This is a genomic window from Mangrovimonas sp. DI 80, from assembly GCF_001975575.1.
In the GTDB taxonomy this organism is placed as follows: Bacteria; Bacteroidota; Bacteroidia; order Flavobacteriales; family Flavobacteriaceae; genus Mangrovimonas_A; species Mangrovimonas_A xylaniphaga.
Genome location: NZ_MSDT01000004.1, coordinates 366,980 through 392,821, shown reverse-complemented (window position 1 = coordinate 392,821; position 25,842 = coordinate 366,980). Strand labels below are relative to the sequence as shown.

Annotated in this window: 28 protein-coding genes; 12 read left to right on the top strand and 16 right to left on the bottom strand. The window is 37.9% G+C overall.

Features of this window, described 5'->3' with window-relative positions:
* The first annotated feature begins 114 nt into the window (after positions 1-114).
* The 4 genes from BKM32_RS09585 (at position 115) to BKM32_RS16665 (ending at position 3,065) form a co-directional block, all read left to right on the top strand.
* Positions 115-1,080, top strand: coding sequence for a hypothetical protein (locus tag BKM32_RS09585; RefSeq protein WP_076663602.1), 966 nt, complete (start codon positions 115-117; stop codon positions 1,078-1,080).
* A gap of 139 nt (positions 1,081-1,219) precedes the next feature.
* Positions 1,220-1,561, top strand: coding sequence for a hypothetical protein (locus BKM32_RS09580; protein WP_053978374.1), 342 nt, complete (start codon positions 1,220-1,222; stop codon positions 1,559-1,561).
* A gap of 164 nt (positions 1,562-1,725) precedes the next feature.
* A complete protein-coding gene (locus BKM32_RS09575) occupies positions 1,726-2,982 on the top strand; it encodes an NAD(P)/FAD-dependent oxidoreductase (protein ID WP_076663601.1) in 1,257 nt (418 codons plus the stop codon).
* Positions 2,919-3,065, top strand: a complete 147-nt coding sequence (locus BKM32_RS16665) for a DUF4035 domain-containing protein (RefSeq protein ID WP_371328832.1) — start codon at positions 2,919-2,921, stop codon at positions 3,063-3,065. The genes BKM32_RS09575 and BKM32_RS16665 overlap by 64 nt, the downstream gene beginning before the upstream one ends.
* On the opposite strand, the gene guaB is transcribed toward BKM32_RS16665, so the two are convergent.
* From guaB to BKM32_RS09530, 9 genes are all read right to left on the bottom strand, one after another.
* Positions 3,058-4,530, bottom strand: a complete 1,473-nt coding sequence (gene guaB / locus BKM32_RS09570; RefSeq protein ID WP_076663600.1) for an IMP dehydrogenase — start codon at positions 4,528-4,530, stop codon at positions 3,058-3,060. The genes BKM32_RS16665 and guaB overlap by 8 nt on opposite strands.
* Before the next feature lie 72 nt (positions 4,531-4,602).
* On the bottom strand, positions 4,603-5,280 hold the full coding sequence (locus tag BKM32_RS09565) for an Insecticidal toxin complex protein (RefSeq protein WP_253187442.1): 678 nt from the start codon (positions 5,278-5,280) through the stop codon (positions 4,603-4,605).
* A gap of 79 nt (positions 5,281-5,359) precedes the next feature.
* A complete protein-coding gene (locus BKM32_RS09560) occupies positions 5,360-6,664 on the bottom strand; it encodes a DUF3570 domain-containing protein (RefSeq protein WP_076663599.1) in 1,305 nt (434 codons plus the stop codon).
* A gap of 2 nt (positions 6,665-6,666) precedes the next feature.
* Positions 6,667-6,879 (bottom strand): DUF4266 domain-containing protein, encoded by a 213-nt coding sequence (locus BKM32_RS09555; RefSeq protein WP_171971859.1) that lies wholly within the window; start codon positions 6,877-6,879, stop codon positions 6,667-6,669.
* Entirely contained in the window at positions 6,876-7,853 is a 978-nt protein-coding gene (locus BKM32_RS09550) for an FAD:protein FMN transferase (protein WP_076663598.1), read from the bottom strand. Before BKM32_RS09550 ends, BKM32_RS09555 begins: the two co-directional genes overlap by 4 nt.
* Positions 7,854-7,861: 8 nt before the next feature.
* Entirely contained in the window at positions 7,862-8,299 is a 438-nt protein-coding gene (locus BKM32_RS09545; RefSeq protein ID WP_076663597.1) for a thioredoxin family protein, read from the bottom strand.
* 162 nt (positions 8,300-8,461) lie between these two features.
* Positions 8,462-9,325 carry a hydroxymethylglutaryl-CoA lyase gene (locus tag BKM32_RS09540; RefSeq protein ID WP_076663596.1) on the bottom strand — a complete coding sequence of 288 codons (864 nt, stop codon included), beginning with the start codon at positions 9,323-9,325 and terminating at the stop codon, positions 8,462-8,464.
* A 51-nt stretch (positions 9,326-9,376) separates the two neighbouring features.
* On the bottom strand, positions 9,377-9,994 hold the full coding sequence (locus BKM32_RS09535) for a LysE family translocator (protein WP_076663595.1): 618 nt from the start codon (positions 9,992-9,994) through the stop codon (positions 9,377-9,379).
* On the bottom strand, positions 9,994-11,013 hold the full coding sequence (locus BKM32_RS09530) for a quinone-dependent dihydroorotate dehydrogenase (protein WP_076663594.1): 1,020 nt from the start codon (positions 11,011-11,013) through the stop codon (positions 9,994-9,996). Before BKM32_RS09530 ends, BKM32_RS09535 begins: the two co-directional genes overlap by 1 nt.
* Before the next feature lie 121 nt (positions 11,014-11,134).
* Here BKM32_RS09530 and pepT point away from each other — a divergent pair, with 121 nt between their 5' ends.
* Positions 11,135-12,373: a peptidase T gene (gene pepT, locus BKM32_RS09525; RefSeq protein WP_053978365.1), complete on the top strand. Its 1,239-nt coding sequence runs from the start codon at positions 11,135-11,137 to the stop codon at positions 12,371-12,373.
* Between the two features lie 77 nt (positions 12,374-12,450).
* Positions 12,451-13,044: a YdeI family protein gene (locus BKM32_RS09520; RefSeq protein WP_076663593.1), complete on the top strand. Its 594-nt coding sequence runs from the start codon at positions 12,451-12,453 to the stop codon at positions 13,042-13,044.
* A gap of 77 nt (positions 13,045-13,121) precedes the next feature.
* Here BKM32_RS09520 and yajC read toward each other — a convergent pair whose 3' ends face one another.
* The 4 genes from yajC to BKM32_RS09500 all read right to left on the bottom strand — a co-directional run bounded on the left by yajC (position 13,122) and on the right by BKM32_RS09500 (position 16,118).
* Positions 13,122-13,403: a preprotein translocase subunit YajC gene (gene yajC, locus BKM32_RS09515; RefSeq protein ID WP_053978363.1), complete on the bottom strand. Its 282-nt coding sequence runs from the start codon at positions 13,401-13,403 to the stop codon at positions 13,122-13,124.
* Positions 13,404-13,406: 3 nt separating this feature from the next.
* Complete coding sequence (locus BKM32_RS09510; RefSeq protein WP_053978362.1) at positions 13,407-13,889, bottom strand: DUF1573 domain-containing protein; 483 nt, start codon at positions 13,887-13,889, stop codon at positions 13,407-13,409.
* 68 nt (positions 13,890-13,957) lie between these two features.
* Positions 13,958-14,902, bottom strand: a complete 945-nt coding sequence (gene nusB, locus BKM32_RS09505) for a transcription antitermination factor NusB (protein WP_240472309.1) — start codon at positions 14,900-14,902, stop codon at positions 13,958-13,960.
* A gap of 112 nt (positions 14,903-15,014) precedes the next feature.
* Positions 15,015-16,118, bottom strand: coding sequence for a Glu/Leu/Phe/Val dehydrogenase (locus BKM32_RS09500; RefSeq protein WP_076663592.1), 1,104 nt, complete (start codon positions 16,116-16,118; stop codon positions 15,015-15,017).
* A gap of 136 nt (positions 16,119-16,254) precedes the next feature.
* Between BKM32_RS09500 and BKM32_RS09495 the strand changes: the two genes are divergently transcribed.
* Together BKM32_RS09495 and BKM32_RS09490 are read left to right on the top strand one after the other, a co-directional pair.
* Entirely contained in the window at positions 16,255-18,012 is a 1,758-nt protein-coding gene (locus tag BKM32_RS09495; protein ID WP_076663591.1) for an ABC transporter ATP-binding protein, read from the top strand.
* A gap of 76 nt (positions 18,013-18,088) precedes the next feature.
* Positions 18,089-18,490 carry a PUR family DNA/RNA-binding protein gene (locus BKM32_RS09490; RefSeq protein ID WP_053978359.1) on the top strand — a complete coding sequence of 134 codons (402 nt, stop codon included), beginning with the start codon at positions 18,089-18,091 and terminating at the stop codon, positions 18,488-18,490.
* Positions 18,491-18,591: 101 nt separating this feature from the next.
* On the opposite strand, the gene BKM32_RS09485 is transcribed toward BKM32_RS09490, so the two are convergent.
* The 3 genes from BKM32_RS09485 to BKM32_RS09475 are packed head-to-tail and all read right to left on the bottom strand — an operon-like array spanning position 18,592 to position 20,871.
* Positions 18,592-19,623 carry a 1-acyl-sn-glycerol-3-phosphate acyltransferase gene (locus BKM32_RS09485; RefSeq protein ID WP_253187441.1) on the bottom strand — a complete coding sequence of 344 codons (1,032 nt, stop codon included), beginning with the start codon at positions 19,621-19,623 and terminating at the stop codon, positions 18,592-18,594.
* Positions 19,620-20,531, bottom strand: coding sequence for a bile acid:sodium symporter family protein (locus BKM32_RS09480; RefSeq protein ID WP_076663589.1), 912 nt, complete (start codon positions 20,529-20,531; stop codon positions 19,620-19,622). Before BKM32_RS09480 ends, BKM32_RS09485 begins: the two co-directional genes overlap by 4 nt.
* A 4-nt stretch (positions 20,532-20,535) precedes the next feature.
* Complete coding sequence (locus tag BKM32_RS09475) at positions 20,536-20,871, bottom strand: tRNA-binding protein (RefSeq protein WP_053978357.1); 336 nt, start codon at positions 20,869-20,871, stop codon at positions 20,536-20,538.
* Positions 20,872-20,998: 127 nt separating this feature from the next.
* Between BKM32_RS09475 and BKM32_RS09470 the strand changes: the two genes are divergently transcribed.
* The 4 genes from BKM32_RS09470 to BKM32_RS09455 all read left to right on the top strand — a co-directional run bounded on the left by BKM32_RS09470 (position 20,999) and on the right by BKM32_RS09455 (position 25,840).
* Positions 20,999-21,559 carry a thioredoxin family protein gene (locus tag BKM32_RS09470; RefSeq protein WP_053990294.1) on the top strand — a complete coding sequence of 187 codons (561 nt, stop codon included), beginning with the start codon at positions 20,999-21,001 and terminating at the stop codon, positions 21,557-21,559.
* Positions 21,560-21,621: 62 nt separating this feature from the next.
* On the top strand, positions 21,622-24,411 hold the full coding sequence (locus tag BKM32_RS09465) for a sugar-binding domain-containing protein (protein WP_076663588.1): 2,790 nt from the start codon (positions 21,622-21,624) through the stop codon (positions 24,409-24,411).
* Positions 24,412-24,449: 38 nt separating this feature from the next.
* Positions 24,450-24,977 (top strand): DUF1572 domain-containing protein, encoded by a 528-nt coding sequence (locus BKM32_RS09460; protein ID WP_253187440.1) that lies wholly within the window; start codon positions 24,450-24,452, stop codon positions 24,975-24,977.
* A gap of 104 nt (positions 24,978-25,081) precedes the next feature.
* On the top strand, positions 25,082-25,840 hold the full coding sequence (locus tag BKM32_RS09455) for a DUF6090 family protein (protein WP_076663587.1): 759 nt from the start codon (positions 25,082-25,084) through the stop codon (positions 25,838-25,840).
* The last annotated feature ends 2 nt before the right edge of the window (positions 25,841-25,842 follow it).

Here is a 25,842-nt window from a genome sequence, read left to right as displayed (position 1 = left end):
GCTTTTTAACTCATTACATCAAATATAAATCTTCAGAATTACAAAAATCAATTCATTTGTTTGTAAAATCCTAACAAACAATAGTGTTTGCTAGTAACCTTAACTAAATGAATCATGAAGAACATGCCCAAAATCAACCAGTTCTTAGGGTGCTGTATGTTGGTTTCTATCCTAATGTTTTCCTGTCAATCTGAAGAATTACAGGACAACCAAATCCCTGATAACACACAATCCTTAAGCTTAGAAAAGCTAAGTTCTGTAAAGAACATCACCATGAGCACTTCTGCCATGCGTGAAGCCTACGTAGACTGCGAAACTACTTGTATTGTTGCCGGTAGCGGCAATTACTTTGTAATGGCAGACTCTGACTTTTATGAGAACGGTAACGGCAATGGATATAAAAGAAAAGAGATAAGTTATGAAGCCTATAATACCGAAACACAATTTATAATTGATGTTTATTATCAGTACACAGGAAATGCAAATTTTGATTCCTCAATAGAAATCGAAATAACTGATGTTACTATTAACGAAGAACCACAAGTAGTCAATATTTCTCCAATAATTCAAGATAATCTGGAAGGTGGAGAAATTGTATCTCTGATATACAATTTACCAATGGATTGGGAAGCTTGTGATAAAATATCATTTAGTGTTAAACAAGAAGGTCTTTCTGATGATCTTACATTAGATGCTACCTATTCTTTAATAGGTATCTGCCCTTGTGAAGAAAGCTTTAGCTATGAGGATTTAGGAGACAACACATATGTATTCACCTATTCCAACGTTGAAGCTATGGAAAATGCTGTTGTTCAATTTACTTGTCCTCACATTGTGGATTTTACACCATTAGATGGTAAAGAATATTCCGTTAATCCTGGCAATGGTCCTGGAGCGCCAACGGTTCTAACCTGGATTGGCGATTTGGAAGCTTGTTCAGAAACTACATTCGCTATTATTTTTGATGCGGACTGTAATCAAAACAATGCGAATTTTGCCAATATTTTCACCGACTTTAAAGTGAATGGAGACTCTAAAAAAGGAGAGGCTTCCAACATAAAATTTATTTGCCCTGAATAAATTCAGTACAAACTAAAATCTTCAAAGCCCTATCCTTATGTATAGGGCTTTTTTAATATCTAAAATTCATTTATACAATTTAATTCCGTAATTTTAAAAGACATAGATATTCACTCCCAAACCACAAAATTTATACTTCATGAATGATTTTGTTACCAATTGGACCAAAGACGAATTAAAGGCATACATCATGATTTTTTGTTCCCATGCCGATTTCAACGAATCCAAAGCTGAAAAAGCATACATAAAATCAAAAATAAAGGATTTAGACCTTCAGCAGATCCATCGTGAATTTGACAAGGACAACGACTATCAAAGTATTCAGAAAATTAGGTCCTCACTTTCTTCCCTTAATTACAATCCAGAAGAGCTGGAAACCTTAATAACAGAAATCAAAGAACTTTTTATGGTCGATGGCCATATTGACACCTTGGAACACAATCTGCTATTAGGATTGAAACACATTCTAAAAGATCCATAAATCGCAACTTTTTCAGCAAAACAGCTTACTATACGCACCTTAAACCATAAAATATTTGCATTTTGAAAAAAGAGCTTTGCAATGTTATTTTTATGTTATCAAATCTTCTGTAGTTTGGCCGTAGCCAATATCTTTGTAGGTACATTCAGATCATCCATTACATCATGTCCAATAAAAAAACCGTCATCATTGTTGGAGGTGGCTTTGCTGGTTTAGAACTTATCAACCAACTTGGCAACTCCAACTATAATGTAATTTTGGTAGACACCAACAATTACAATTTCTTTCCACCTCTACTCTATCAAGTCGCCGCTGGGTTTATGGAACCTTCAGCTATTAGTTATCCTTTCAGGAAAATATTACGCTCAAAGCCTAACGTTAAGTTTAGATTGGGTTCCTTGGAAAAAGTTGTCCCGCAGGAAAACAAAATAATTGTTAGCAACGGTGAGCTTTACTATGATATTTTAGTGATGGCCACTGGAGCCGAAACCAATTTCTTTGGCAATAAAAACATTGAAGAATACAGTTTGCCAATGAAAACCATTAGCGACGCCTTAGCCTTGCGAAATGTGATCTTCACCCGATTGGAACGCGCCACACGTCTTGAAAAAAGAGAAGACCGAAAAAAATTGCTATCCTTTGTCATCGCTGGTGCAGGTCCTACTGGAGTGGAACTTTCCGGAATTTTTGCTGAAATGCGCGCCCACATCCTTACAAAGGATTATCCAGAATTAAGTATGGACGACTTAGGTGAAATTTATCTCATTGACGGTCAAAATGCCGTATTGGCTGTGATGTCTGAAAAAACCCAAAAATACAGCTACAAAAAGCTGGAAGAACTTGGGGTAACCATCAAACTGAATACTTTAGTAAAGGACTTTAAGGATGATATTATATCCTTATCAGATGGCACAGAAATACATAGTCGAAACCTAATATGGGCGGCGGGAATTTCAGCCAAAACCTTTGAAGGATTTACCTCAGAAAATTATGGTCCTGGAAGACGTTTAAAAACCAACGCCTTCAATTTGGTGGATGGTTATGACAATATCTATGCGATTGGCGATTCTGCTTTGGTTTTAGGAGATCCCAACTATCCAAAAGGACATCCGCAATTGGCCCAAACAGCCATTCAACAAGCAAAGAACCTAGGCAAAAATTTATGTGCAACTACCGAATGGAAACCTTTCACCTATAAAGATCTGGGCTCAATGGCCATTATTGGACGCAACAAAGCCGTTACCGATGGCCCTGACCAAAAGTTTTTCTTTAAAGGATTTTTGGCTTGGTGTATATGGATTTTCGTCCACATCATGTCTTTGGTGAACTTTAGAAACAGAATGCGTGCCCTTTACGATTGGATTGGATATTACATCAACAAAGACCAATCTTTCCGAATGATTATCAAACCAAAAAAATAGTTCACAAACTATACTATATAAATAGAAAAAGCGCGATGAATCCATCGCGCTTTTTGTTTTATAGAATTGCCCTTACTATCTAGAATAGTTAGGAGCTTCTTTTGTAATTGTTACATCGTGAGGGTGGCTCTCATTGATTCCTGAAGCTGTGATTTTCACAAATTGTCCTTTTTCCTTTAAGGTCTCAATGTCCTTAGCACCGCAGTACCCCATTCCTGCGCGTAAACCTCCAATAAACTGGTGGATGCTCTCTACCAATTCACCTTTGTAAGGTACACGTCCTACGATACCTTCTGGCACCAATTTTTTGATATCATCTTCCACATCTTGGAAATAGCGATCTTTACTACCTTCTTTCATAGCTTCAACAGATCCCATCCCTCTGTAAGACTTGAACTTTCTTCCTTCGTAAATAATGGTTTCACCTGGGGATTCTTTAGTTCCTGCCAATAAAGATCCTAGCATTACACTATCAGCACCTGCTGCAATCGCTTTAGGGATATCTCCTGTATAACGGATACCACCATCGGCAATTACAGGAACTCCTGAACCTTTTATAGCTGCAGCAACCTCCAAAACAGCCGAAAACTGAGGGAAACCAACTCCTGCAACTACACGTGTAGTACAGATAGAACCAGGTCCAATTCCTACCTTAACAGCGTCCGCTCCTGCTTCTACCAAATATTTAGCAGCTTCTCCAGTTGCAATATTTCCAACAACCACTTCTAACTGAGGGAACTTTTTCTTTACTTCTTTCAATACCGCTACCACACCTTTGGTATGACCATGGGCTGTATCGATAATAACCGCATCAACACCGGCATTTACCAAAGCTTCCGCTCTTTCAACTGCATCCCCAGTTACACCAATAGCAGCTGCCACACGCAAACGACCGTATTCGTCTTTGTTGGCATTTGGTTTTTGGGTTAGCTTGGTGATGTCTCTAAAGGTAATCAACCCAGCCAATTTATAATTGTCGTCTACAATAAGTAGCTTTTCAATTTTATGTTCTTGCAAAATAATTTCGGCATCTTTCAAAGAGGTTCCCACTCCAGCAGTCACCAAGTTTTCACTGGTCATTACCTCAGAAATAGGACGGCTGTTTTTGTGTTCAAAACGCAAGTCTCTATTGGTCACGATCCCCTTTAAGGTACCGCTTTCATCCACGATTGGAATTCCTCCAATACTGTGTTCTTTCATGTATTGTTTTGCATCTGCAACTTTAGCCGTCAACGGAAGCGTTACAGGATCGATAATCATCCCATTTTCAGCACGCTTTACACGTTTAACTTTAGCAGCTTGTTGCACGATAGTCATGTTTTTGTGCAAAACACCAATACCCCCTTCACGTGCCATAGCAATAGCCATTTTACTTTCAGTTACGGTATCCATAGCAGCGGATACAATAGGTACATTAAGGGTAATGTTTTTGGTAAATTTTGTTTGAATGCTAACTTCTCTAGGTAAGACTTCAGAAAAGGCTGGGACTAGAAGAACGTCATCGTAAGTTAATCCTTCTCCCACAATTTTATTTTGATGTGCTATCATGATGCAATTACGGTTATAATTGCGTGCAAATATACGATTTTTAATGACATTAAACTTTTAAATGAAGTTAAATTATGGATAATACACTTTGCAATATTCTCTTAGTGTATGCAAGGCATATTCGTAGCGTTTTTCTTCCAACAAAATATCTCCTTTAAATCGGATTTGCCTAGGTACAACCATAGCATAAAACCCCTTTCCTTCGGCCATACGCTCTATGGTTTTTAAAGTGGATGGATCTACATTTTCATAGATTTCCTCCAACCACACATATTGTTCTTGTTGCAGAATTTGTTCATCCCAAACAAGTGCTTCCTTTCCTTTACATATATCTTCTGAAAAATAGAGTTTCCCTAAAGTTTCAAATGCACCGTAAAAGGCTGCTTCACTACCCAAGTAAGCATATTTCTCGATATCCTTTTTCATGAATATTTTATACGGAAATGCTTTGGTCAATCGTAATTTATTAGAAATAAAATGTGCCATTTTTGGCCAGACTACTTCATGTCCCTTTGCATCTAAAGCCTCATATAACCATTTATAAAAGTCTGTCCGTTCCCGAATGGTTTCATACTCTTTTGACAAATTATGTTTCAAGTTGAATGCATTCGCTCGTTGCCAAGTTATGGTATTGTGGTGCCTATCGGCTGTCAACCAATCGGAAGGAGCTAAAGAATCATTTCCGGTTATCTTTTCATAATCTTTAATACAAGACCATTCCTTGGCCAGAACAGTATTTCCTAGTACCAAAAACAGGATAATAAGGCAATAGTTAAAAGTCTTTTGTAGTATCAATTTGAGCTTTGATAAAACCTAAAGATACTTATTTCTAATCAATCAAAAACTTAAATCCAGTAGAGAAAATATTGGCCGAAAGTCCATCACTTCGCTTGTAGTATCCATACCTAAAATCGATACTTTTTAGTCCTGCTTTCCAAATGTGGAAAGAGGTAAAAATGTCGGTATAGTTGAACCCAACGCCGAACTGGTTACTGTTGAATTTTGAAAGGTCATAGTCTGAAGTATAAAACTCTTCGGTTGACAAATGTGCTTCATAAGGCGCAAAATAATCTGCTGCAGTTTGGGTATAATACCTATAAATTGGATACACCGTGAATTTATCGCCAATCTTGTAAGGTAGTTCAACACTGGCTGTATGTGAAGTAATTCCCCAATCATCCGAATAAAAACGGTAATAGGTTCTCAAGGTCAATTTCTCATTAAAGAAATAATTCAATCTTCCGCCAATAGGAATTTTGAATCTACTATCAGGCAAGCGTTCCACGTCATCGGCCAACTGAAAATCATCAATGAAGAAATCAGGCTGATCTGCAAAATAAACACGTTGGTGAGGTGTAGAAAGTAGTCCCTGTTGCAACACAATATCCATAAAAACGGAAGCTTGCAGATTTTTAGTGAGGATTTGCGAAAAACTTAAAGACAAACTATAAGAATTCCTACCAAGGTCATTGAACTTTTCGTATTTAAAAGGATCATAGGTTCCTGGCCCAACAATACCAGGATGAGAAAACCCTCCTCGCAATTCAATAGGATATTGAGGATTCCAAGTATCCAAAAACACATTGGCCTTCACGCCTACTTCGGTGTTTTTTTCATTGAACAAACGCGTATAATTTCCTCCAAAACCAATAGAAAAATAGTCGAACTCCGAAGCCACACTTAAATTAGCGCCTACTATTTTATTTCTATCATCGGAAGAATGGGCATAACTAAAATTTCCATTAACCCATGTATCAGATCTTGAAGCTCCTGAAGAATCCGAAAATGGACTGGCAGGTTTGTTGGAATCGAACGGATTGATGTTACTGGAAGATGCCGAAGTGTAGGCTGAAATTCCAGCATCCACGGTCAATACATCGTCACTGTTCAACGGAATGGCCACCACAAATGTTGGTGTAATATCCGTTAATTTTTCATCCCCAATTCCTCCGGAAACGGCCGCATGTTTCCCATCCTGAGCATAATAACTCATCAAAAAATCAACTTCGGTGGTTTCCAACACCCTTTTCTTATAAGTTGATGTGGGTTCAGTTTGCAATGTATCTGCTGACTGAGTTTGAGAATATCCAACAGCCACCAAAAGGAGCAAGAGTATGAGACTTATTTTTTTCATATCTAATTACATCCACAGCCTCCACCTGTTTTCCCTCCGTTAGCACCGGAAGAGCCTTCTCTGTACAACTGAAAATTGGTTTCAAAACGTTCTGCTTTTCTTGCCGACAAAGCCATTTCTGGGTCATTGATATTGACCTTTTCATATTCCTTTACCGCCGTGCAAGAGCTTAATGAGAGCATCAAAAACCCCATTAAAGACATGTACTTTATCATTGTTTTGGTTTTATTAAATTGGAGTAAAATATATTTCCCTGTTCATCTATAATGATGCATTCCACACCGTTCAACTGGTTGATAAAATCCAAACCGACTTCCTTCCCCATCACAAATACGGAAGTTGCTAAGGCATCGGCCAATTCAGCTTTTGGAGCCATCACACTCACACTTATAATCCCCGTGCTGGGATAGCCCGTCCTTGGATCGATAATATGAGCATATCTTACCCCATTGAATTTTACAAACTTTTCATAATTACCAGAAGTAACAATAGCCTGATTGTCCATTGGCAACATGGCAAACACCTTATCCTTGTTCAACGGGTTTGTAATGGCAATATTCCAAAGTTCGCCATTGGGTTGCCTTCCCCATGTATTCATATCTCCCGAGGCATTTATGATTCCAGCTTCCACACCAAGATCCTTCAAGAGTTGTTTCGCCTTGTCGGCAGCATATCCTTTTCCTATCGCGCCAAAGCCAATTTTCATTCCTTTGGTATCAAGAAAAATGGAGATATTGCTTTCATTCAATTTGATATGCTGATAACCAACTTTAGACACAGATTGGGTAATTTCCTCTTCACTTGGCATGGTTTTCATACCGCCATCAAACTTCCAAATTTTGTCCATCGAGGCATAGGAAATGTCAAAAGCACCTTGTGTGAGTTTTGATATTTCAATGGCGCGTTTAATTAAATCGAACAATTCCCTATCAACTTCTACTGGCTGTATCCCTGCATTGGCATTGATTTTTGAGGTTTGGGAATTGGAATCCCAAGAAGATATCAACTTTTCAATTCTAGAGATTTCTTCAACCGCCGCATCAATGTAGCCATCTGCCTGTTCTTGAGTTTTGGCTACCACAGAAATGTCAAAGCGACTTCCCATTAACTTCAAAGTACGTTTAAAGGTAGACTGTGCCGAAGAGAAGACAAAGGTGAAGAAAAAGCCGATGATGAAAAGTCGTTTCATTGGAAAACCTATTTCATGAAGCCTATCAGTTTTTCAACATAGGCTTCTGGAGTCGTCTTTTCGTAGCCTGTTTCTCCCAGCACTTTCCCATCTGGAGACATGACCACTACAAAAGGGAAAAAACCTTTTTTATTGTAAGTTTCAGCCAATCGTTTATTCTGTTCCTGAAGGGCTTCGTCCAATTGGTTCTGTTTCTTTCTAGGGAAATCGGCTCTTACAAGAATCGCCTTTTCCGAAGCAAAGGATTTGAACTGCTCCGTTTCCAAAATTTGTTTTTCCAACTTGATACAAGGAGCGCACCAATCGGAACCGGAGAAAATCAATACAATGGATTTGTGTTCTTTTGCGGCTTGGGATTTGGCAGCCTCAAAGTTGGTCTGCCATTCTTGCGAAAACATGCTATTTACTCCCAAAATAAATAACACCAGCAATGTTAACTTACGCATAGTAACTTAATTGTGTTTGTTAAACAGGATTAACAACGTAAAGTAATGCGCTTTATTTCAATTTGGAGGTAACAATGGTTACAATTTTAAGCAATTAAAATTGAGTTTAAATAAGAATTATAACTGCATAAGAAAATGACGGGCAGGTATTTGATGAAAAACCTAGTGATAGTATTTGAAAATTTTTGTGGCCTCGTTATGGGCACTTTCAAAACTCATGGCATTGAGGTTGGATTGCTTTTTAGCCGTAAAATAAGACAATAATTTTTCCGTAGGCATATTTCCTGTAAGCTCGTCTTTTGCCATTGGGCAACCACCAAAACCTTGAATGGCCCCATCAAAACGTCTACACCCCGATTTAAAAGCTGCATCAACTTTTTCGAACCAAGTGGTAGGCGTGGTATGTAAATGAGCGCCAAATTCTATGTTGGGATATTGTGGTATTAAATGGGAAAACAGATACTCAATACTTTCTGGATTGGAGCTTCCAACAGTGTCGCTTAACGACAAAATGTTCACTCCCATTTGCGATAAACGTTCCGTCCATTCGCTTACAATATCTACATTCCAAGGATCTCCATAAGGATTTCCAAAGCCCATACTAATATAAACCACCACTTCCTTGCCTGCGTTATTGGCAATATCAAGAATCTCATGTAAGGTCTCCACAGACTCCGCAATGGTTTTATGCGTATTACGCATTTGGAAATTTTCTGAAATGGAAAACGGATAGCCCAAATATTGGATTTCCGGATGTTGGCAAGCATCCATTGCACCGCGGGTATTGGCGATAATGGCCAATAGTTTACTGTTGGTATTGCTTAAATCTAAACGCGATAACACTTCGGCGGTATCTGCCATTTGCGGAATGGCTTTGGGGGAGACAAAACTTCCAAAATCGATGGTATCAAAGCCTACCCTAAGCAACGACTGAATATATTGAACTTTCTTTTCGGTTGGAATAAAATCCTTAATGCCCTGCATGGCATCTCTAGGGCATTCTATAATTTTAACGTAGTCGCTCATAAAAGTCAAAGATAGTAAAGTTCATGGTCTACTAAAACGTTTTCTTATAAACTAGATTAAAATGAAAATGGCGATTCCCACAAAGACAATAATCTGCAGCCATTTCAACACCAAGCCTGTATTTTTATGATGAATAAGATAATTTGAAATAGCTCCTGAAAGAATGGCTATACCGGCAAAAATCACCAAGGAAACGCCCATAAAAATAAATCCCAACACATAAAATTGCCAAACGGTTGAAAGACTATCACTAAACAAAAAACCTGGAAATAGGGCTAGAAAAAACAAAGACACTTTAGGGTTGAGAACATTCATAATCACCCCTTGTTTGTACAATTGAGACACACTCTTTTTAGGAATGCCACGGGAGTTCAATTCCAATGCCGAACTGCTTTTATAAACCTTATAAGCCAAATACAATAAATACCCCGCTCCAAACAATTTGATGGCTAAATAGATATAGTCGTTTTCCTTAATCAAGGTAGACACTCCAAAAGCCACCAAAGTGGTATGTACTATACATCCCGAAATCAATCCAGCCACAGTAGCCAAACCATATTTTTTGCCATGGGCAATGCTTTGCAGCAACACATAAATATTATCCGGTCCTGGCGAAATTGCCAAGGCCGAGGTTGCCACTACAAACGATATCAGGATATCAACATTCATTAAGCGCGATTTAAAATCGCTTTGTTGATTTTGGAAATCAGTTTTGGACCTTCATAAATGAAGCCTGTATACAACTGTACCAAACTAGCACCTGCATCCAGTTTTTCAAGAGCATCTTCTGCGGAATGAATCCCTCCAACACCAATGATCGGGAATGCCTTATTGCTTTTTTCAGAAAGAAAACGAATCACTTCTGTAGATCTTTGTGTTAAAGGTTTTCCACTTAAGCCTCCGGTTTCTTCTTTGCTTTCAGATTTCAACCCTTCTCTTGAAATGGTCGTATTTGTTGCAATAACACCTTCAATTTTGGTATCCTTCACAATATCGATAATGTCCATTAATTGCTCATCACTTAAATCTGGAGCAATTTTAAGTAGAATTGGTTTTGGACTCGACTTTTCAGCATTGAGGTCTTTCAAGGTTTTTAAAATATGCGTCAAAGGCTCCTTATCCTGAAGCGCTCTTAAGTTTGGTGTGTTTGGAGAACTTACATTTACCACAAAGTAATCCACATAATCAAACAGCGCATTGAAACAGATTTTATAATCCTCCACCGCAGTTTCGTTTGGGGTCACTTTATTCTTTCCAATGTTCCCTCCTATCAACACTCCTTTATTCTTTTTCAAGCGTTCTACAGCTTCCTCAACACCTCCATTGTTAAATCCCATTCTATTGATGATAGCAGAATCTGCTTTCAAACGGAACAAACGCTTCTTAGGGTTTCCAGGTTGTGCTTTTGGCGTTAAGGTTCCTATTTCAATAAATCCAAATCCTAAATCACCTAGCTCTTTATATAATTTGGCATCCTTGTCGAAACCGGCCGCCAAACCAACTGGATTTTTAAATTTCAACCCAAAGAGTTCGCGTTCCAATCGTTTATCTTCAACAAGATACAAGCCTCTAAAGATGCTTGGTACCAAAGGAATTTTATGAAGAATTCGAATTAAGGAAAATGTGAAATGGTGAATTTTTTCCGGGTCAAAAAGAAAAAATAACGGTCTAACGATAAGTTTATACATAATTACAAGCTTGGACTGCAAAAATACTACGCAAATGACAAATAACCTTACTATTCATTTTAGAAATTAGTAGTATTTTTGAAGACTTTATTAACATTGATTTTCATTAAAATACCCTCTCATGATAAACAAACAACACCTTATAGACAGATTTATAAGTTATGTAACGGTTGACACAGAATCGGATCCTGCATCTGAAACCACTCCAAGTACCGAAAAACAATGGGATTTGGCCAATGCCCTAGCCCAAGAACTTAAGGATATTGGAATGACCGATGTGACTATTGATGAGAACGCTTACATTATGGCAACCTTGCCAAGCAACGTAGACCATGAAGTGCCTACCATCGGATTTGTATCGCATTTTGATACGTCTCCTGACTTTACTGGTGCCAATGTAAAACCACAGATCATAGAAAACTACGACGGTAAGGACATTGTTTTAAATGCTGAAAAGGACATTATCCTGTCTCCTTCCTATTTTGAAGACTTATTGCAATACAAAGGTCAAACCTTGATTACTACGGATGGAAACACCCTTTTGGGCGCTGATGACAAGGCTGGTATTACCGAAATTGTTTCGGCTATGGAATACCTTATCCAACATCCAGAAATAAAACACGGTCCTATACGTGTGGGCTTTACTCCAGATGAAGAAATTGGTAGAGGCGCTCATAAATTTGACGTTGAAAAATTTGGAGCTGAATGGGCTTACACCATGGACGGGAGCCAAATTGGTGAGTTGGAATACGAAAACTTCAACGCGGCAGGAGCCACTGTGAAGGTAAAAGGAAAGATTGTGCACCCAGGTTACGCCAAAGGAAAATTGGTTAACTCCATGTATATTGCTACCGACTTCATCAATTCCCTACCGAGACTTGAAACTCCAGAACACACAGAAGGCTACCAAGGATTTTTCCACTTGCATGGCATGGAAGGGAAAGTTGAGGAAACCGTTTTGAAATACATCATTCGTGACCACGACAAAGGACATTTTGAAGCCCGTAAAGAAGTGATGCAAAAATTGGCCAACGAAATCAATTCTGAATACGGAAGAGAAGTCATTGAAATTGAAATCAAGGATCAATACTTCAACATGAAGGAAAAAGTAGAGCCTGTTATGCACATTGTTGACATAGCCGAGGAAGCCATGAAGCAATTGAACATTAAACCTCTTATCAAGCCTATCCGAGGTGGTACAGACGGGTCGCAATTAAGCTATATGGGCTTACCTTGTCCAAACATCTTTGCCGGAGGTCATAACTTCCATGGACGTTACGAATATGTCCCTGTGGAGAGCATGATCAAAGCTACAGAAGTGATTTGCAAAATTGCAGAACTTACTGCATTGAAAAAATAAGATTGAATAAAATTGTCTAATTTAGTAAACGGGAACCCAAAAAGTTCCCGTTTTTATTTTCTCAATTCTTATCTATTATGGCAAAAGCTACTTCTGTTGAAGCTTATATTGAAAACTCCAATTTCCCCGAAGCTTTGAATCTTCTAAGGGAGATCATCACTTCCACTGAAGTGGAAGAATCCCTAAAATGGAATGCTCCTGTGTATTCCATCGGTGGTAAAAATGTTATTGGATTGGGGGGTTTTAAAAACCATTTCGGCATATGGTTTTTCAACGGTGTATTTTCAAAAGACGAGAAACAATTGTTGGTCAATGCCCAAGAAACAACCAAAGCACTAAGGCAAATGCGATTTGAAAGCTTTGATGACATTGATAAAAATGCAGTGCTTTCTTATGTCAAAGAAGCCATAGAAAACCAAAAATTGGGAAAAGAACTCAAACCTGAGAGAAAGGGAAAAACTGTTGAAATCCCAGAGGAACTTAAAAGCCTTCTTGACAATAGTTCGGAATTGGAACAACACTTCAATGCGTTATCGCCAGGCAAACAACGGGAATATTGCGAGTATATAGCAAGTGCCAAAAGAGAAGCCACTAAACAAACCCGATTAGATAAAATTACCCCAATGATTCTACAAGGTATTGGACTGAACGACAAATACAAAAATTGCTGATTTCCATATAAGGTTATAAAAAAAGAGCCACTTCAATGAAGTGGCTCTTTTTTCTATGTTGTAAAGACGTTTTTTAATTACGCCTTTTCTTGAACTTTTTTACTCATTTCCATTGAAATGGCAGAACGCTCAAATTTTATTTTACCAGCTAGAGTTTCGATAACGCAACTATTGTCTTTATCATTCAGTTCAACAATCTTACCGTGCAAACCGCTTTTGGTAATTACCTTGTCTCCCCTTTTTAGTTCGTTAGCAAACTTCTTTTCTTGTTTAGCTCTTTTCATTTGCGGCGCAATCATAAAGAAATACACCACCGCAAACATGGCTATAAAAGGTAAAAAATTCTGTAAACCTTCCATATATTAGTGTGCTGCTGCTGGCTTAGCTGCTTCGGCAGCTGGGTCAGCTTCGATAAACGCTTTAATTTTAACCATTTCCTTACCTTTTTCTGTGTTGGTAGTCAAGGTAATAGTCTTAGAAATTTGGTTTTTCCCTTTACCGTTGAACTTCACTGTAAACTCAGCAGATTCTCCTGGTGCTAAAGGCTCTTTACTCCAGTCTTGAGGTACTGTACATCCACAAGTACTTTTGATGTTACTTACAACCAATGGAGCTTTACCAGTATTAGTATATTTGAATTTAGTTTCAACAGGAGTTCCATTTTTAATGGTACCAAAATCGTGCTCTGCTTCCTCGAAAGAAATTACAGGTAGGTCTCCAGCTACAGCATCTCTTTCTGCAGCAGCTGCTACATTTTCACTATTTACTTTACTTGCTGCATCTTCTTTACATGAAGTAAAAGCTACTAAACAAAGAGCGCTTAAACTTAATATCACTTTTTTCATTGGGATAAAATTTAATTATTAGTATTAATTGTTCCTTTTTGAGCGGTAAATGTAGTAATTATTTCTAATTACATCAATCCTCTCCCAATTTTATTTAATTTGTCCTCAGCCGTGTACTCCTTGACAATCTTATCTAAAATACCATTGATGAAGATACTACTTTTAGGTGTAGAATATTCTTTGGCAATTTCCAAATACTCATTGATGGTCACCTTTACAGGAATGGATGGGAACTTTTGAAACTCGCAAATGGCCATTTGCAACAATACGGCATCCAAACTAGCAATACGCTCTGTATCCCAGTTTTTGGTTTTCTTGGCAATGTCCTTATTGTATTTGGACACATTAAGCAGAGTTTTCTTCAATAAGTCTACTGCAAAATCCCTATCATCCAAATCTTTGTATAAATCTGGAGTGAAATAGGTATCAGGACTGTCCTTTTTCACTTTCCTTAATAACTTAAGGATGCTGGTATTTACTATTGGTAAATCGTCTACCCACGTAAGCTTCTTGTCCTCAAAATAGTCGTATAACTTTTCGTTAGGGGCAATAATATCTGAAAAGATGTTTACCACCAACTCTTTATCCTCCTTAAAGCTATCAACTGGTGAAGCCATGTATTCCTTATAAAGGTCACTTTCCAAAATGGCCTTGAAGATGATCTCTACATATTCAAAATCCAAATACCAATAGTTCAACTTTCTAGCCTCGATTTCGTCGGACAATTCTTGATTGTCTCTTAACGCATGCAATAGGCGGTTATTGACAAACTTGGAATTTGGGTTCCTTTCTTCGTCAGTTGCAAGAAGTTTCTTTTGGGTTTTGTTAAGATGGTCTTCGGCTCTTTTGTGAGTTTCTATCAGCAGTGCTAGGATTACCAAGTACAAGTCGTACATACTATCCAAGCTTTGAAGCAAAAATCGTTCATCCTTCTTTATGTCATCACTTTCGGTACCATTAAAAGCATAAATGGTTTGCATCACCTTGATACGGATATGTCTTCTGTTAAGCATATATAAGAACCTTTTATAAAAAATTAAAAGAGGCGAAAGTGTTGATTCTTTCGCCTCGCAAAAATACTATTATTTATTCATTGCTGAAACTAAAAAAGGAATTGGCTCGCAATTATTTTGCGTTTTCCTTTTTACGCGTTTCAATACGTTCTTGAGCAATTTTTAAAGCTGCCTCATGAGTTGTGATTTGGGTAGCTTTTGCTTTTTCAAGAATTTCCAATGTTGTATTGTAGATGTTTTCTGTTTTACGGATGATTTCTGGTCTTCCGTAGTTTTCCAATTCAGCATAAACGTTGATGATTCCACCTGCATTGATCAAGAAATCCGGAGCATAAACAATGCCACGCTCTTGTAACAACTTACCGTGAACACGCTCTTCTGCTAATTGGTTGTTAGCCGCACCTGCAATAATTTTTGCTTGAATACGGTTGATCGTCTCATCATTAATTGTGGCTCCTAAGGCACAAGGTGCATAAATATCCATGGCTTCGCTATAGATATCTTCTCCTGTGTAAATGGTCGCTCCATATTTTGAACTCACCATTTCCAAACGCTCAGGACTGATGTCTGTAATGGTTACTTTAGCGCCTTCATTCACCAAATGCTCCACCAAAGCTTCCCCTACATTTCCAATTCCCTGTACAAACACGGTTTTGTCTTCCAATACATCCGAACCAAATTTAAATTTGGCTGCAGCCTTCATCCCCATAAACACACCGTAAGCCGTAATAGGAGAAGGATTTCCTGCTCCGCCTTTGTCTTCTGAAATACCGGTTACATAAGGCGTTACTTCTCTTACAAGGTCCATGTCTGAAGTTGCCATTCCAACATCCTCTGCAGTGATGTACTTACCGCTTAAGGAATGTACAAACTCACCAAACTTTTTCATAAGCTCAGGAGTTTTTTGGGTCTTGGCATCCCCGATGATTACTGCTTTACCACCACCAAGGTTCAACCCAGTGATTGCAGATTTATAGGTCATCCCTCTAGACAAACGCAATACGTCGTTTAAGGCTTCCCATTCATTGCTGTAATTCCACATTCTTGTCCCTCCCAAAGCAGGTCCTAAAACTGTGTTGTGAATACCAATTATTGCTTTTAAACCAGTATCTTTGTCGTTGCAAAATACCACTTGCTCATGGTTGTCAAAAGATAATTGACCAAAAACCGGATCGACTTTCGAAAGTTCATCAGAACTTATAACGTCTGAAATCATGTAAATTGAATTAATTAAAATACGTTCTTAGCACCTCTAAAAACGCGTGCAAAATTAATCCATTATTGAATTATTAGCAAAAAATAATCGTAAAATAAAACTATCTTAAAAAAAGCTTAACAGTTCTGTTTTTTCAATGAAAGAATTACAACATCTCAATAAATACTTTTACAAATACCGCTATAAACTACTCGCTGGAATTGTTATCACCATCATTGCCCGTATTTTCTTATTGTTCACCCCTGAATTGGTGGGCTCTTCTGTAGATATCATCGATGAATATAGAAAGGGACTTGTTTCAGATATGTCCGTGGTAAAAAAAGAACTTCTAGTCAACATTCTTTACATTGTTGGAGCGGCCATTGTTGGAGGTGTTTTCACCTTTTTAATGAGACAAACCATCATCAATGTGTCGAGATACATAGAATATGATTTAAAAAATGAAGTGTACCGCCAATACCAACGTCTCTCTTTGGATTTCTACAAAAGTAATCGTACGGGAGATTTAATGAACCGTATAAGTGAAGATGTTGGAAAGGTTAGGGAATATGCAGGGCCAGCAATCATGTACAGCATCAACACCATTACTCTGTTTATAATTGCCCTATTTTTAATGTTTAAGTCGGCACCAATGTTGACTTTATATACCATCATTCCTCTTCCTGTGCTTTCCTATTTCATTTATATTCTTAGCAAAGCCATCCACAAACGCAGCACTATTGTGCAAGTTTGGTTATCTAAACTGAATACCTATGCTCAGGAATCCTTCAGTGGGGTTAGTGTTATCAAATCGTATGGCATTGAAGAGCAGATTTATGAAGGGTTCGATAAACTTTCAGCAGAAAACAGGCAAAAAAATATCGACCTGACCAAAGTCCAGGCCTTGTTTTTCCCGTTGATGATTTTGCTTATCGGCCTTAGTAACATCATCGTTATCTATATAGGTGGAAAACAATATATTAACGGAGAGATTGAAAGTTTGGGAGTTATTGCCAAGTTTATCATTTATGTGAACCTGCTTACTTGGCCTGTAGCCACCGTAGGTTGGGTGACTTCTGTGGTACAAAGGGCCGAAGCTTCACAAAAGCGCATCAATGAGTTTTTAAAACTAGTGCCTACTATAAAGAACAATACCGACAAACATGCCGATATTCAAGGTAATATTGAATTCCAGGAAGTCTCCTTTACTTATCCAGACACCAACATTCAAGCTTTAAAAAATGTTAGTTTTACTTTGAAAAAAGGGGAATCCCTTGCCATTTTGGGGAAAACTGGTTCTGGTAAATCCACCATTTTGGACCTTATCGGAAGACTTTATGATATTGATTCAGGTACGATTCTTATTGATAAAACGCCTATCGACCTTGTTAACCTTACCGATTTGCGTGATAGTATTGGTTATGTTCCTCAAGATGCTTTTTTGTTTTCGGACACAATCCAGAACAATATCAAGTTTGGAAAAGAAGACGCCACAGACGAAGAAGTTATTGCCGCGGCTAAAAATTCTGACGTACACAAAAACATTATTGGCTTCTCTAAAGGCTATGATACCATTTTAGGAGAACGAGGCATCACTTTATCAGGAGGGCAAAAACAACGTATTTCCATTGCAAGGGCAATCATAAAATCGCCAGAAATTTTGTTGTTTGACGACTGTCTTTCAGCTGTTGACACCGAAACTGAAGAGAAAATCCTCAAAAATCTTAAGCGCGTTTCCAAGGACAAAACTACCATTATTGTAAGCCATAGAATTTCCTCTGCAAAGAACGCCGATCACATTATAGTTTTGGACAACGGCGAGATCATTCAAAGGGGCAACCATGAAACTCTCTTAAATTCAGAAGGTTACTATAAAGACCTTTATTTAAAGCAGCTCACGGAAAAAGAAATATGACAAATTGTTGGTTTCTTAGCATTTTTTTTAGATTTTTGAGACATTAATAGGAACTAATTTTTTAATATAAAATCTTATGAGTGACCAAGGAATGATGGAAAAAGAGGAAATTTTTTCGAAAGTATTACGAGCAGGAAGACGGACATATTTTTTTGATGTAAGAGCAACCAAAGCGGGAGATTACTACCTAACGATTACAGAGAGTAAAAAATTCACCAATGAGGATGGATCTTTTCACTACAAAAAACATAAAATTTACTTATACAAAGAAGATTTTGCTGAGTTCAACGAAATCTTAGGAGAAATGATTGATTTTGTTATTGATGAAAAAGGAGATGAAGTAATTAGCGAGCGTCACCAAAAAAACTTTAAAAAAGACGATTACTATTCTAACGACGATGTAGAAGAAGGAGGAACAAGCTACGAAACATCGGCTTCTACAGGAAGTTTCACCGACGTCAACTTTGAAGACATATAATCATTCGATTTTTATAAAACTCTTAAAAAGCGCTACCGAAACGTAGCGTTTTTTTTATTTGCATCACTATCAAATCAATTGATTTAGTTTCTAAAAAACTCCTATAACTTGACTGCTAGAAGGGCTATAAGCAATATGCCCACGAAGTATACACCTGCGATTGGCGTTCCCAAAAGTCCTCCAACCAACAATGTGGTCAAAATTAAATACAATGGAATTAAGGTAATGGCCACTGCAAAACGAAAAGTGGATACAAATTCCCGTTCCTTGATTTTAGGAAGCAAAGCACGTTTCCAAACCAAATATGTTGGTAACAGGACACATTTTAAAAGGCCCATAAAAAAGTGCTTCGGCAATCCATCTTGTCTTCCCGTTTGCAAGTTCTTGGCATCAAAATTACTTGAGATGTATTGATTAGCAGCTATAGGATTAAGAAAATCGACATTGTTTTCTTCTAACCGTTGCAAGGTGTTTTCATAATGTTCTGAATCGATATGCGTGGTCAGCGCACACAATTCTTCATGAACTCTTGTTTTAATCTGTTGTGCCATATTAGGGCTCTTCATGGTGTCTTTGGAAGTAACTTCAATAGTTTGCCCAAAATTTAAAAAGACCCCATTGGCATAGCCTTCTGCATTTTCGTAATTGATACCAACCGGAATCAAAGACAATTTTGTGTCTGGATAGCGTTCCAACGTTTCAAAAACAATTCTTGTAAACCCTTTGCTTAAGGGACGAACCATTCGTTTTAAATTGTGGTTACCTTCAGGAAAAATCGTCACCGCATTATCAGAATGCAGTAATTTGGAACAGGTTTTAAATATTCCGTCATTTTTTGAAATGGTATTCCATCCATCTCGAACCCTATAGACGGGCAACATCCACAGGCTTTTTAAAATTTTTGCCACCAGAGGATTGCTGAAAACGCTGGCCCGGGTTAAAAAATATACAAAACGTCCATTTTTCACCGCAATAATTAAGGCATCCATTAAAGCGTTTTGATGGTTCCCCAAAAAAATAACAGCTTCATCCTTGGGAATGGATTCCTGCATTGCAACAGAGATTCTTCTGTAATAAAAAAAGAGCCCCAGTTTTATATAACTTCTTACTAAAAACAGCCAAATCTTGTTCAAACCACGCTAATTTTAGAAGACACTTTAGACCAGTATAACGACAAGGCCAAGCCCGAAATGATATGCCAAATACCCCAAAAAGCCGCCATGATGGCCATACCTCCAAGCCCATTGAAGAACGTAAATATCAAGAGTAGCCCCAATCCAGAATTTTGGATGCCAGTTTCAATAGCAATGGTTTTCTGATCTTTTGTAGACAATCCAAAGAATTTGGCAATAACAAATCCCGTAAAAATAGCCAATAAGTTATGCCCAGAACCAATATAAACCACATGCGAAATGTAATTATTGAAAACGTCCAAGTTGTTTGAAAAGGCAATTACCACAATTGCTATGAACACAATGATGGAAAGCGGTTTTAAGAATTTCGAAAGTTTTTCAGCCAATTTTACGTTTTTATAGCGCACCGCCATCCCCAATATCAACGGAATTCCCAAGAGCAACACTACCAATTTCAACAATTCAAAAGGTGCTACTTCAACCGTCTTTAAAATCTCCGCTGTGGGTGGATATAAATTCCCATACAACTGAAAATTTAATGGGGTCATGATGATGGCCATTAAAGTTCCCAAAGCTGTTAAACTTACTGATAGTGCAGAGTTCCCGTTAGACAAATGAGTCATAAAATTTGAAATATTTCCCCCTGGACAAGCCGCCACCATCATCATTCCCAAAGCAATACTAGGTTGCGGGGTCAATATTAAAATTACCAAAAAAGTTAAAAAGGGTAAAATGATAAATTGAGAAAGCACCCCTACAAAAATAGACTTAGGTTGCTTAATGACATTTTTAAAATCGTCTATGGAAATTCCCAAAGCCACGCCAAACATGACTACGGCCAAAGCTATATTGAGCACCCATAAATCATCATTATTAAACTGGATTTGGACAGTATCTAATTCTTGCATATGCTTAAGCTACAGAGGAACCATTTGTCACACGGTCTTCGGGATTCAATAATACTACATCCTTCCCGTTCACCGCTCCCAATAACAAACATTCGCTCATAAAATTGGCTATTTGCTTTTTAGGGAAATTAACAACGGCAACAATCTGCCTGTTCAATAGTTCTGATTTTGTGTATAAGGAGGTGATTTGGGCCGAAGATTTCTTGATTCCCAAGGCTCCAAAATCGATAGTAAGTTGATATGCCGGACGATGTGCTTTTGGGAAATCATTCACTTCAATTATGGTACCAACACGAAGGTCCACTCTTGCAAAATCCTCAAAAGTTATGGCTTTGTTCATCCGGCAAAAATACAAACATATTTTAAATAACCTGCTGTATTGTTTATGAACATGTTATACAAATGCAAGCCCGCTATCCTTTCAGTTTGGCTAATTTTTGAGTAATTTTGAGTTTAATTCAATTGTTATGGCCAGAACACCTTCAAACATGCTCCCTTTGGGCACCACAGCTCCTCAGTTTACACTTTATGATACCGTAAGTGACACCAATCTTTCACTCGATGATATAAAGGGCGTCAAGGGCACAGTTATTATGTTTATCTGCAACCACTGTCCTTTTGTAAAGCACGTCAATGCTGAATTGTCTAAAATTGCCAAGGACTTTACCCCAAAAGGGATTAATTGGGCTGCGATTTCGAGCAATGATGTTGACAATTATCCAGAGGATCACCCTGACTTAATGAAGGAAACAGCCATTAATGAAGGGTATATTTTCCCATACCTATATGATCAGACACAAAAAGTAGCCAAGGATTATGATGCTGCCTGTACCCCAGACTTTTATTTGTTTGATGATAATTTAAAGTTGGTTTACCGAGGCCAATTGGACGATTCAAGACCTGAAAACGGTATTCCGGTAACAGGAAAAGACCTTAGGGAAGCCATAAATGCATTGTTGAGCAATTCTCCTATTTCAGACAAGCAAAAACCAAGTATTGGCTGTAACATTAAATGGAAAAAAGCTTAATAAAATCACTTAACCTACATTCAATTAACCACAACCACCAGCCATTTTAGGCTTCATATCTTATGAAATACGCATATCTTATCCTACTCTGTGTGATTTGCTTTAACTGCCAAAACACATCCACTCCAACACAATACAGACATACATTAAATCTGGAAGGTTCATGGCAATTTGCCTTGGATACGGCCAATGTTGGTACTTCCGAAAAGTGGTTCTCAACAGATTTAAAAGACAAGGTTACCTTACCGGGAACTACAGATTCCAACAAAAAAGGCTTTGTTAAGACAGATACCACCACAATGCACCTCAACCGTCCTTTTACTTATGAAGGTGCGGCTTGGTATAGAAAAAAGGTGATCATTCCTGAAAATTTCAAGGAGCAGCATATTACTTTGTTTTTGGAACGCACAAAGCCTTCAAATGTTTGGATTGACAGCACACTTGTTGGGTCTTCACAATTATTGCAAGCTCCTCAACAGTTTGATGTGTCTTCCTATTTAAGTCCCGGGGAGCATTATATCACGCTTCAAATCAATAATGATTTAAAATTAACACCCTACGGCAACGTACACATCTATACGGATGACACCCAAACCAATTGGAATGGAGTTATTGGAAAAATGTACCTGGAAGCCTCTGCCCAAACCTATATTTCCAACCTACAGGTATTTCCAAATATTGAAAAGAAAACAATGGATGTCGCCATTGAGGTAGAAAATGGCTCAGATCAAGTTTCACTAGAACTTTTAGTGGAGAGCACCAACAATGGCGTAACTACACAATTACAACCTCAACAATTCATTCTTACCAACAAGTCCAAAAATACGGTGAGCTATGCCTTTGAAAACGACATTGCTTTATGGGATGAATATGAGCAACCACTTTACAAAGTAACAGCCATTATTTCCAACGAAAACACCAAAGATGCGCAATCTGTAACTTTTGGAATGCGCGATTTTAAAGTTGACGGAAGACATTTTGCCATCAATGGACGCCAAACATTTTTAAGAGGAAAGCACGATGCAGCCGTGTTTCCAATTACAGGTCACACACCTATGGATGTGGAATCTTGGCGAAAAATCTATAAGATTGCTAAATCTTACGGCATCAACCATTACCGTTTCCACACATACTGTCCACCAAAAGCAGCCTTTACTGCGGCAGACCTAGAAGGTATGTATCTTCAGGCCGAACTTCCATTTTGGGGAGGTTTGGAGTCTGATACTATTGCTGCCCAATTGAAAGCCGAAGGAGAAGCGATGTTGAAATCCTATGCCAACCACCCATCGTTTGTCATGTTTTCCCCCGGAAATGAAATTTGGAGCGGGCATGACAATGTTGAAAAACTAATGGTGTCTTTAAAAGATTACGACGGTCGTCCCCTGTACACCATGGGTTCTAACAATAATATAGGCTATGTCCCTCCTCGTGACTATGCCGAGTTTTTTGTAGGGGCTAGAACTCCTTTTGATGGCGATGCCAACAAAGCTCACACAAGATTAACACACGCCTTTGCCGATGCCAAGGATGGCGGGATTTTGAACACACAAACACCATCAACAAATTTCAATTTTGATTATTCGGTATCTCGTTTGGAGCTTCCAATTATCAGTCATGAAATTGGACAATACCAAATCTATCCGGATTATCAAGAAATTAAAAAATACACGGGTGTTTTAAAGGCTTGGAACCTTATTGAGTTTAAAAACAGACTTAAAAAAGCTGGTATGCTAGATTTGGATAGTGCCTTTCAAAAGGCTTCAGGTGCTTGGTCGGCTATTTGCTATAAGGCAGAAATGGAAGCCGCGCTTCGCACAAAAGATATGGCAGGGTTCCAACTTTTAGACCTTCAAGATTTCCCTGGTCAAGGAACAGCTTTGGTTGGTATTTTGGATGCTTTTATGGACAGTAAAGACGTGGTGACTCCTGAAACATGGAAACAGTCCTGCAACGATGTGGTTCTGCTACTTGAATTCCCTAAATACACATGGACGAACAGTGAACATTTCACAGCTCAATTAGATGTTGTTAACTATTCCAACAAGGCGATTACTGAAGGCGTGCAATGGAAAGTTGAAAAAGAAAATGGCTTTGTCATGAACCAAGGCAATGTTAGCGCAACATCCATTTCCAATGACGGGTTATCCAAGTTAGGAAAATTAAGTGTTGACTTGTCAAACATTGAAAAACCTGAAAGATTAAACGTTTTGGTGTCCATTCCCAATACGGAATACAGCAACTCCTATCCTATTTGGGTGTATCCTTCCAAAGAGAATATTGAAGTACCCACTTCTATTTCCATTGTTGAAGACTTGAATACATCTGCTTTGAACCACCTAAAAAACGGCGGTACGGTTTTGTATTTCCCAAAAACATCATCTGTTGAAAAGAACAGTTTCCCTGGACACTTTCCTCCTGAATTCTGGAACTATGGCATGTTCAAGAGCATTAGCGAATCCAACAAAAAACCCATTTCTCCTGGAACACTAGGATTACTTATGGATCCAAAACATCCAATATTTAATGCTTTCCCTACCGATTTTCATACCAATTGGCAATGGTTTTCAATGATCAAAAACAGTAATTCTCTGATATTAGATAATACATCCAATGATTATCGTCCGATTGTTCAAGTAATTGACAATTTGGAACGCAATCACAAATTAGGCCTCATTTTTGAATTTAAGGTTGGTACAGGAAAACTGCTGGTTTGTATGGCCCAATTGAACAAAATTGCAGACAAACCAGAAGCACGTCAATTATACCAATCCATTCTCAACTATATGGAGTCTGAAGATTTCCATCCGTCCTATGAAATATCTGCAGAAGAATTGACTTCTCTATTTCATTAGAAAACAACTAAAGGTTACCATCAATTTTGTATTTTTAAATGTCCTGTTTTTTCGAATTGGACTTAAAAAACCTGATGGTAACCTTTACTTTTATGGAACGCTCAAAACAAATTGCCAATCGGTTTAGGGAGGTGATCCTTTCTGGGGATTGGATTGCGAACACCAATTTAAAATCACTACTCTCCGATGTCAATTGGCAAATGGCCATCACACCTGCTGGGCAACTCAACACTATAGGTACTCTGGCCCAACACATCCACTACTACATTGCTGGCACTCTAAATGTTTTACAAGGAGGAGACCTTTTGATAAAGGACAAATTCAGTTTTGATTTCCCTCCTATAACTTCTCAAAAAGATTGGGAACAACGACTGAAAATAATCTTTGAAGATGCAGAAACCTTTGCTCTTGAAGTTGAAAAACTCTCCTCGAAGGATCTAGATAAAGTTTTTGTAAAAGAGGCCTACGGAACCTATGAACGTAATATTGAAGCCATCATAGAACACAGCTATTATCATCTTGGGCAAATTTCATTGTTAAAGAAATTAGTTTCTAACCATATTTAGCGTTCCCCCATTGTTTTTTTCCAACTAAGAATTCAAGCCATTTAAACGTTTCATTCAATTTTGATTAAATTAGTTGCTTATGTCTATCATTTCATTAACCAACTATGCTGAGATTCTTTAAAAACATCAGAAGAACACTTCTGGATAAAAATAAATTGGGGCAGTATTTAAAATATGCCTTGGGAGAAATTCTTCTTGTCGTTTTAGGGATTCTAATTGCGCTTCAAGTAAACAACTGGAATCAAGACCGAATTGAAAAACAACATACCTTGGATTACCTAAACGACTTGACAGTTGACATTGCATTGGATTTGGAAAACCTAGAGGACCACATCCAATTTCTGGATGATATGAGCAATAGAAAAAGAACACTTTTAAAGCAGATTTCGCATGAACATCTAAAAATGGATACCATTATCAAATTAGTCATGCCCATTTACCTCACCAAACCCATTATTGACAGAACCTACCAAAAATACAACTCCACAAACATTTCCAAACTTATTGACAATAAAGAGCTTTACAACAATATCAACACCTATTACTCCACGGTAAAAAACAGATATCTTACCCATGTTGTTTGGGATGAAAAATATACTTTGGAAGAAGCTGAGTTTTGGTATTACAATGATGAATTTGAAAGCCGATACCTAGATGAAGATTTGCCGTTTCTCCACAATGACTCCATTCAAAAAGCAGTTTTGGAGGCTCAATTAAAATCTGTAAAGGGGAGAAATTTACTCCGCACTAGTCTTTTCAGAAAAAAGCGCATCAAGACCTATGTGGTGGAAGTGAAAAATCGTGCACAGGAACTATCCAACGATATCAAGGATTATCTAGAAGCATCCGGCTATTACAACTAAAC

Bases quoted from the DNA above. Each gene is read 5' to 3' on its own strand.
- BKM32_RS09585 (WP_076663602.1), top strand. From the start codon at position 115: ATGAAGAACATGCCCAAAATCAACCAGTTCTTAGGGTGCTGTATGTTG.
- BKM32_RS09580 (WP_053978374.1), top strand. From the start codon at position 1,220: ATGAATGATTTTGTTACCAATTGGACCAAAGACGAATTAAAGGCATAC.
- BKM32_RS09575 (WP_076663601.1), top strand. From the start codon at position 1,726: ATGTCCAATAAAAAAACCGTCATCATTGTTGGAGGTGGCTTTGCTGGT.
- guaB (WP_076663600.1), bottom strand. From the start codon at position 4,530: ATGATAGCACATCAAAATAAAATTGTGGGAGAAGGATTAACTTACGAT.
- BKM32_RS09560 (WP_076663599.1), bottom strand. From the start codon at position 6,664: ATGAAAAAAATAAGTCTCATACTCTTGCTCCTTTTGGTGGCTGTTGGA.
- BKM32_RS09555 (WP_171971859.1), bottom strand. From the start codon at position 6,879: ATGATAAAGTACATGTCTTTAATGGGGTTTTTGATGCTCTCATTAAGC.
- BKM32_RS09550 (WP_076663598.1), bottom strand. From the start codon at position 7,853: ATGAAACGACTTTTCATCATCGGCTTTTTCTTCACCTTTGTCTTCTCT.
- BKM32_RS09545 (WP_076663597.1), bottom strand. From the start codon at position 8,299: ATGCGTAAGTTAACATTGCTGGTGTTATTTATTTTGGGAGTAAATAGC.
- BKM32_RS09540 (WP_076663596.1), bottom strand. From the start codon at position 9,325: ATGAGCGACTACGTTAAAATTATAGAATGCCCTAGAGATGCCATGCAG.
- BKM32_RS09535 (WP_076663595.1), bottom strand. From the start codon at position 9,994: ATGAATGTTGATATCCTGATATCGTTTGTAGTGGCAACCTCGGCCTTG.
- BKM32_RS09530 (WP_076663594.1), bottom strand. From the start codon at position 11,013: ATGTATAAACTTATCGTTAGACCGTTATTTTTTCTTTTTGACCCGGAA.
- pepT (WP_053978365.1), top strand. From the start codon at position 11,135: ATGATAAACAAACAACACCTTATAGACAGATTTATAAGTTATGTAACG.
- BKM32_RS09520 (WP_076663593.1), top strand. From the start codon at position 12,451: ATGGCAAAAGCTACTTCTGTTGAAGCTTATATTGAAAACTCCAATTTC.
- yajC (WP_053978363.1), bottom strand. From the start codon at position 13,403: ATGGAAGGTTTACAGAATTTTTTACCTTTTATAGCCATGTTTGCGGTG.
- BKM32_RS09510 (WP_053978362.1), bottom strand. From the start codon at position 13,889: ATGAAAAAAGTGATATTAAGTTTAAGCGCTCTTTGTTTAGTAGCTTTT.
- nusB (WP_240472309.1), bottom strand. From the start codon at position 14,902: ATGCTTAACAGAAGACATATCCGTATCAAGGTGATGCAAACCATTTAT.
- BKM32_RS09500 (WP_076663592.1), bottom strand. From the start codon at position 16,118: ATGATTTCAGACGTTATAAGTTCTGATGAACTTTCGAAAGTCGATCCG.
- BKM32_RS09495 (WP_076663591.1), top strand. From the start codon at position 16,255: ATGAAAGAATTACAACATCTCAATAAATACTTTTACAAATACCGCTAT.
- BKM32_RS09490 (WP_053978359.1), top strand. From the start codon at position 18,089: ATGAGTGACCAAGGAATGATGGAAAAAGAGGAAATTTTTTCGAAAGTA.
- BKM32_RS09480 (WP_076663589.1), bottom strand. From the start codon at position 20,531: ATGCAAGAATTAGATACTGTCCAAATCCAGTTTAATAATGATGATTTA.
- BKM32_RS09475 (WP_053978357.1), bottom strand. From the start codon at position 20,871: ATGAACAAAGCCATAACTTTTGAGGATTTTGCAAGAGTGGACCTTCGT.
- BKM32_RS09470 (WP_053990294.1), top strand. From the start codon at position 20,999: ATGGCCAGAACACCTTCAAACATGCTCCCTTTGGGCACCACAGCTCCT.
- BKM32_RS09465 (WP_076663588.1), top strand. From the start codon at position 21,622: ATGAAATACGCATATCTTATCCTACTCTGTGTGATTTGCTTTAACTGC.
- BKM32_RS09460 (WP_253187440.1), top strand. From the start codon at position 24,450: ATGTCCTGTTTTTTCGAATTGGACTTAAAAAACCTGATGGTAACCTTT.
- BKM32_RS09455 (WP_076663587.1), top strand. From the start codon at position 25,082: ATGCTGAGATTCTTTAAAAACATCAGAAGAACACTTCTGGATAAAAAT.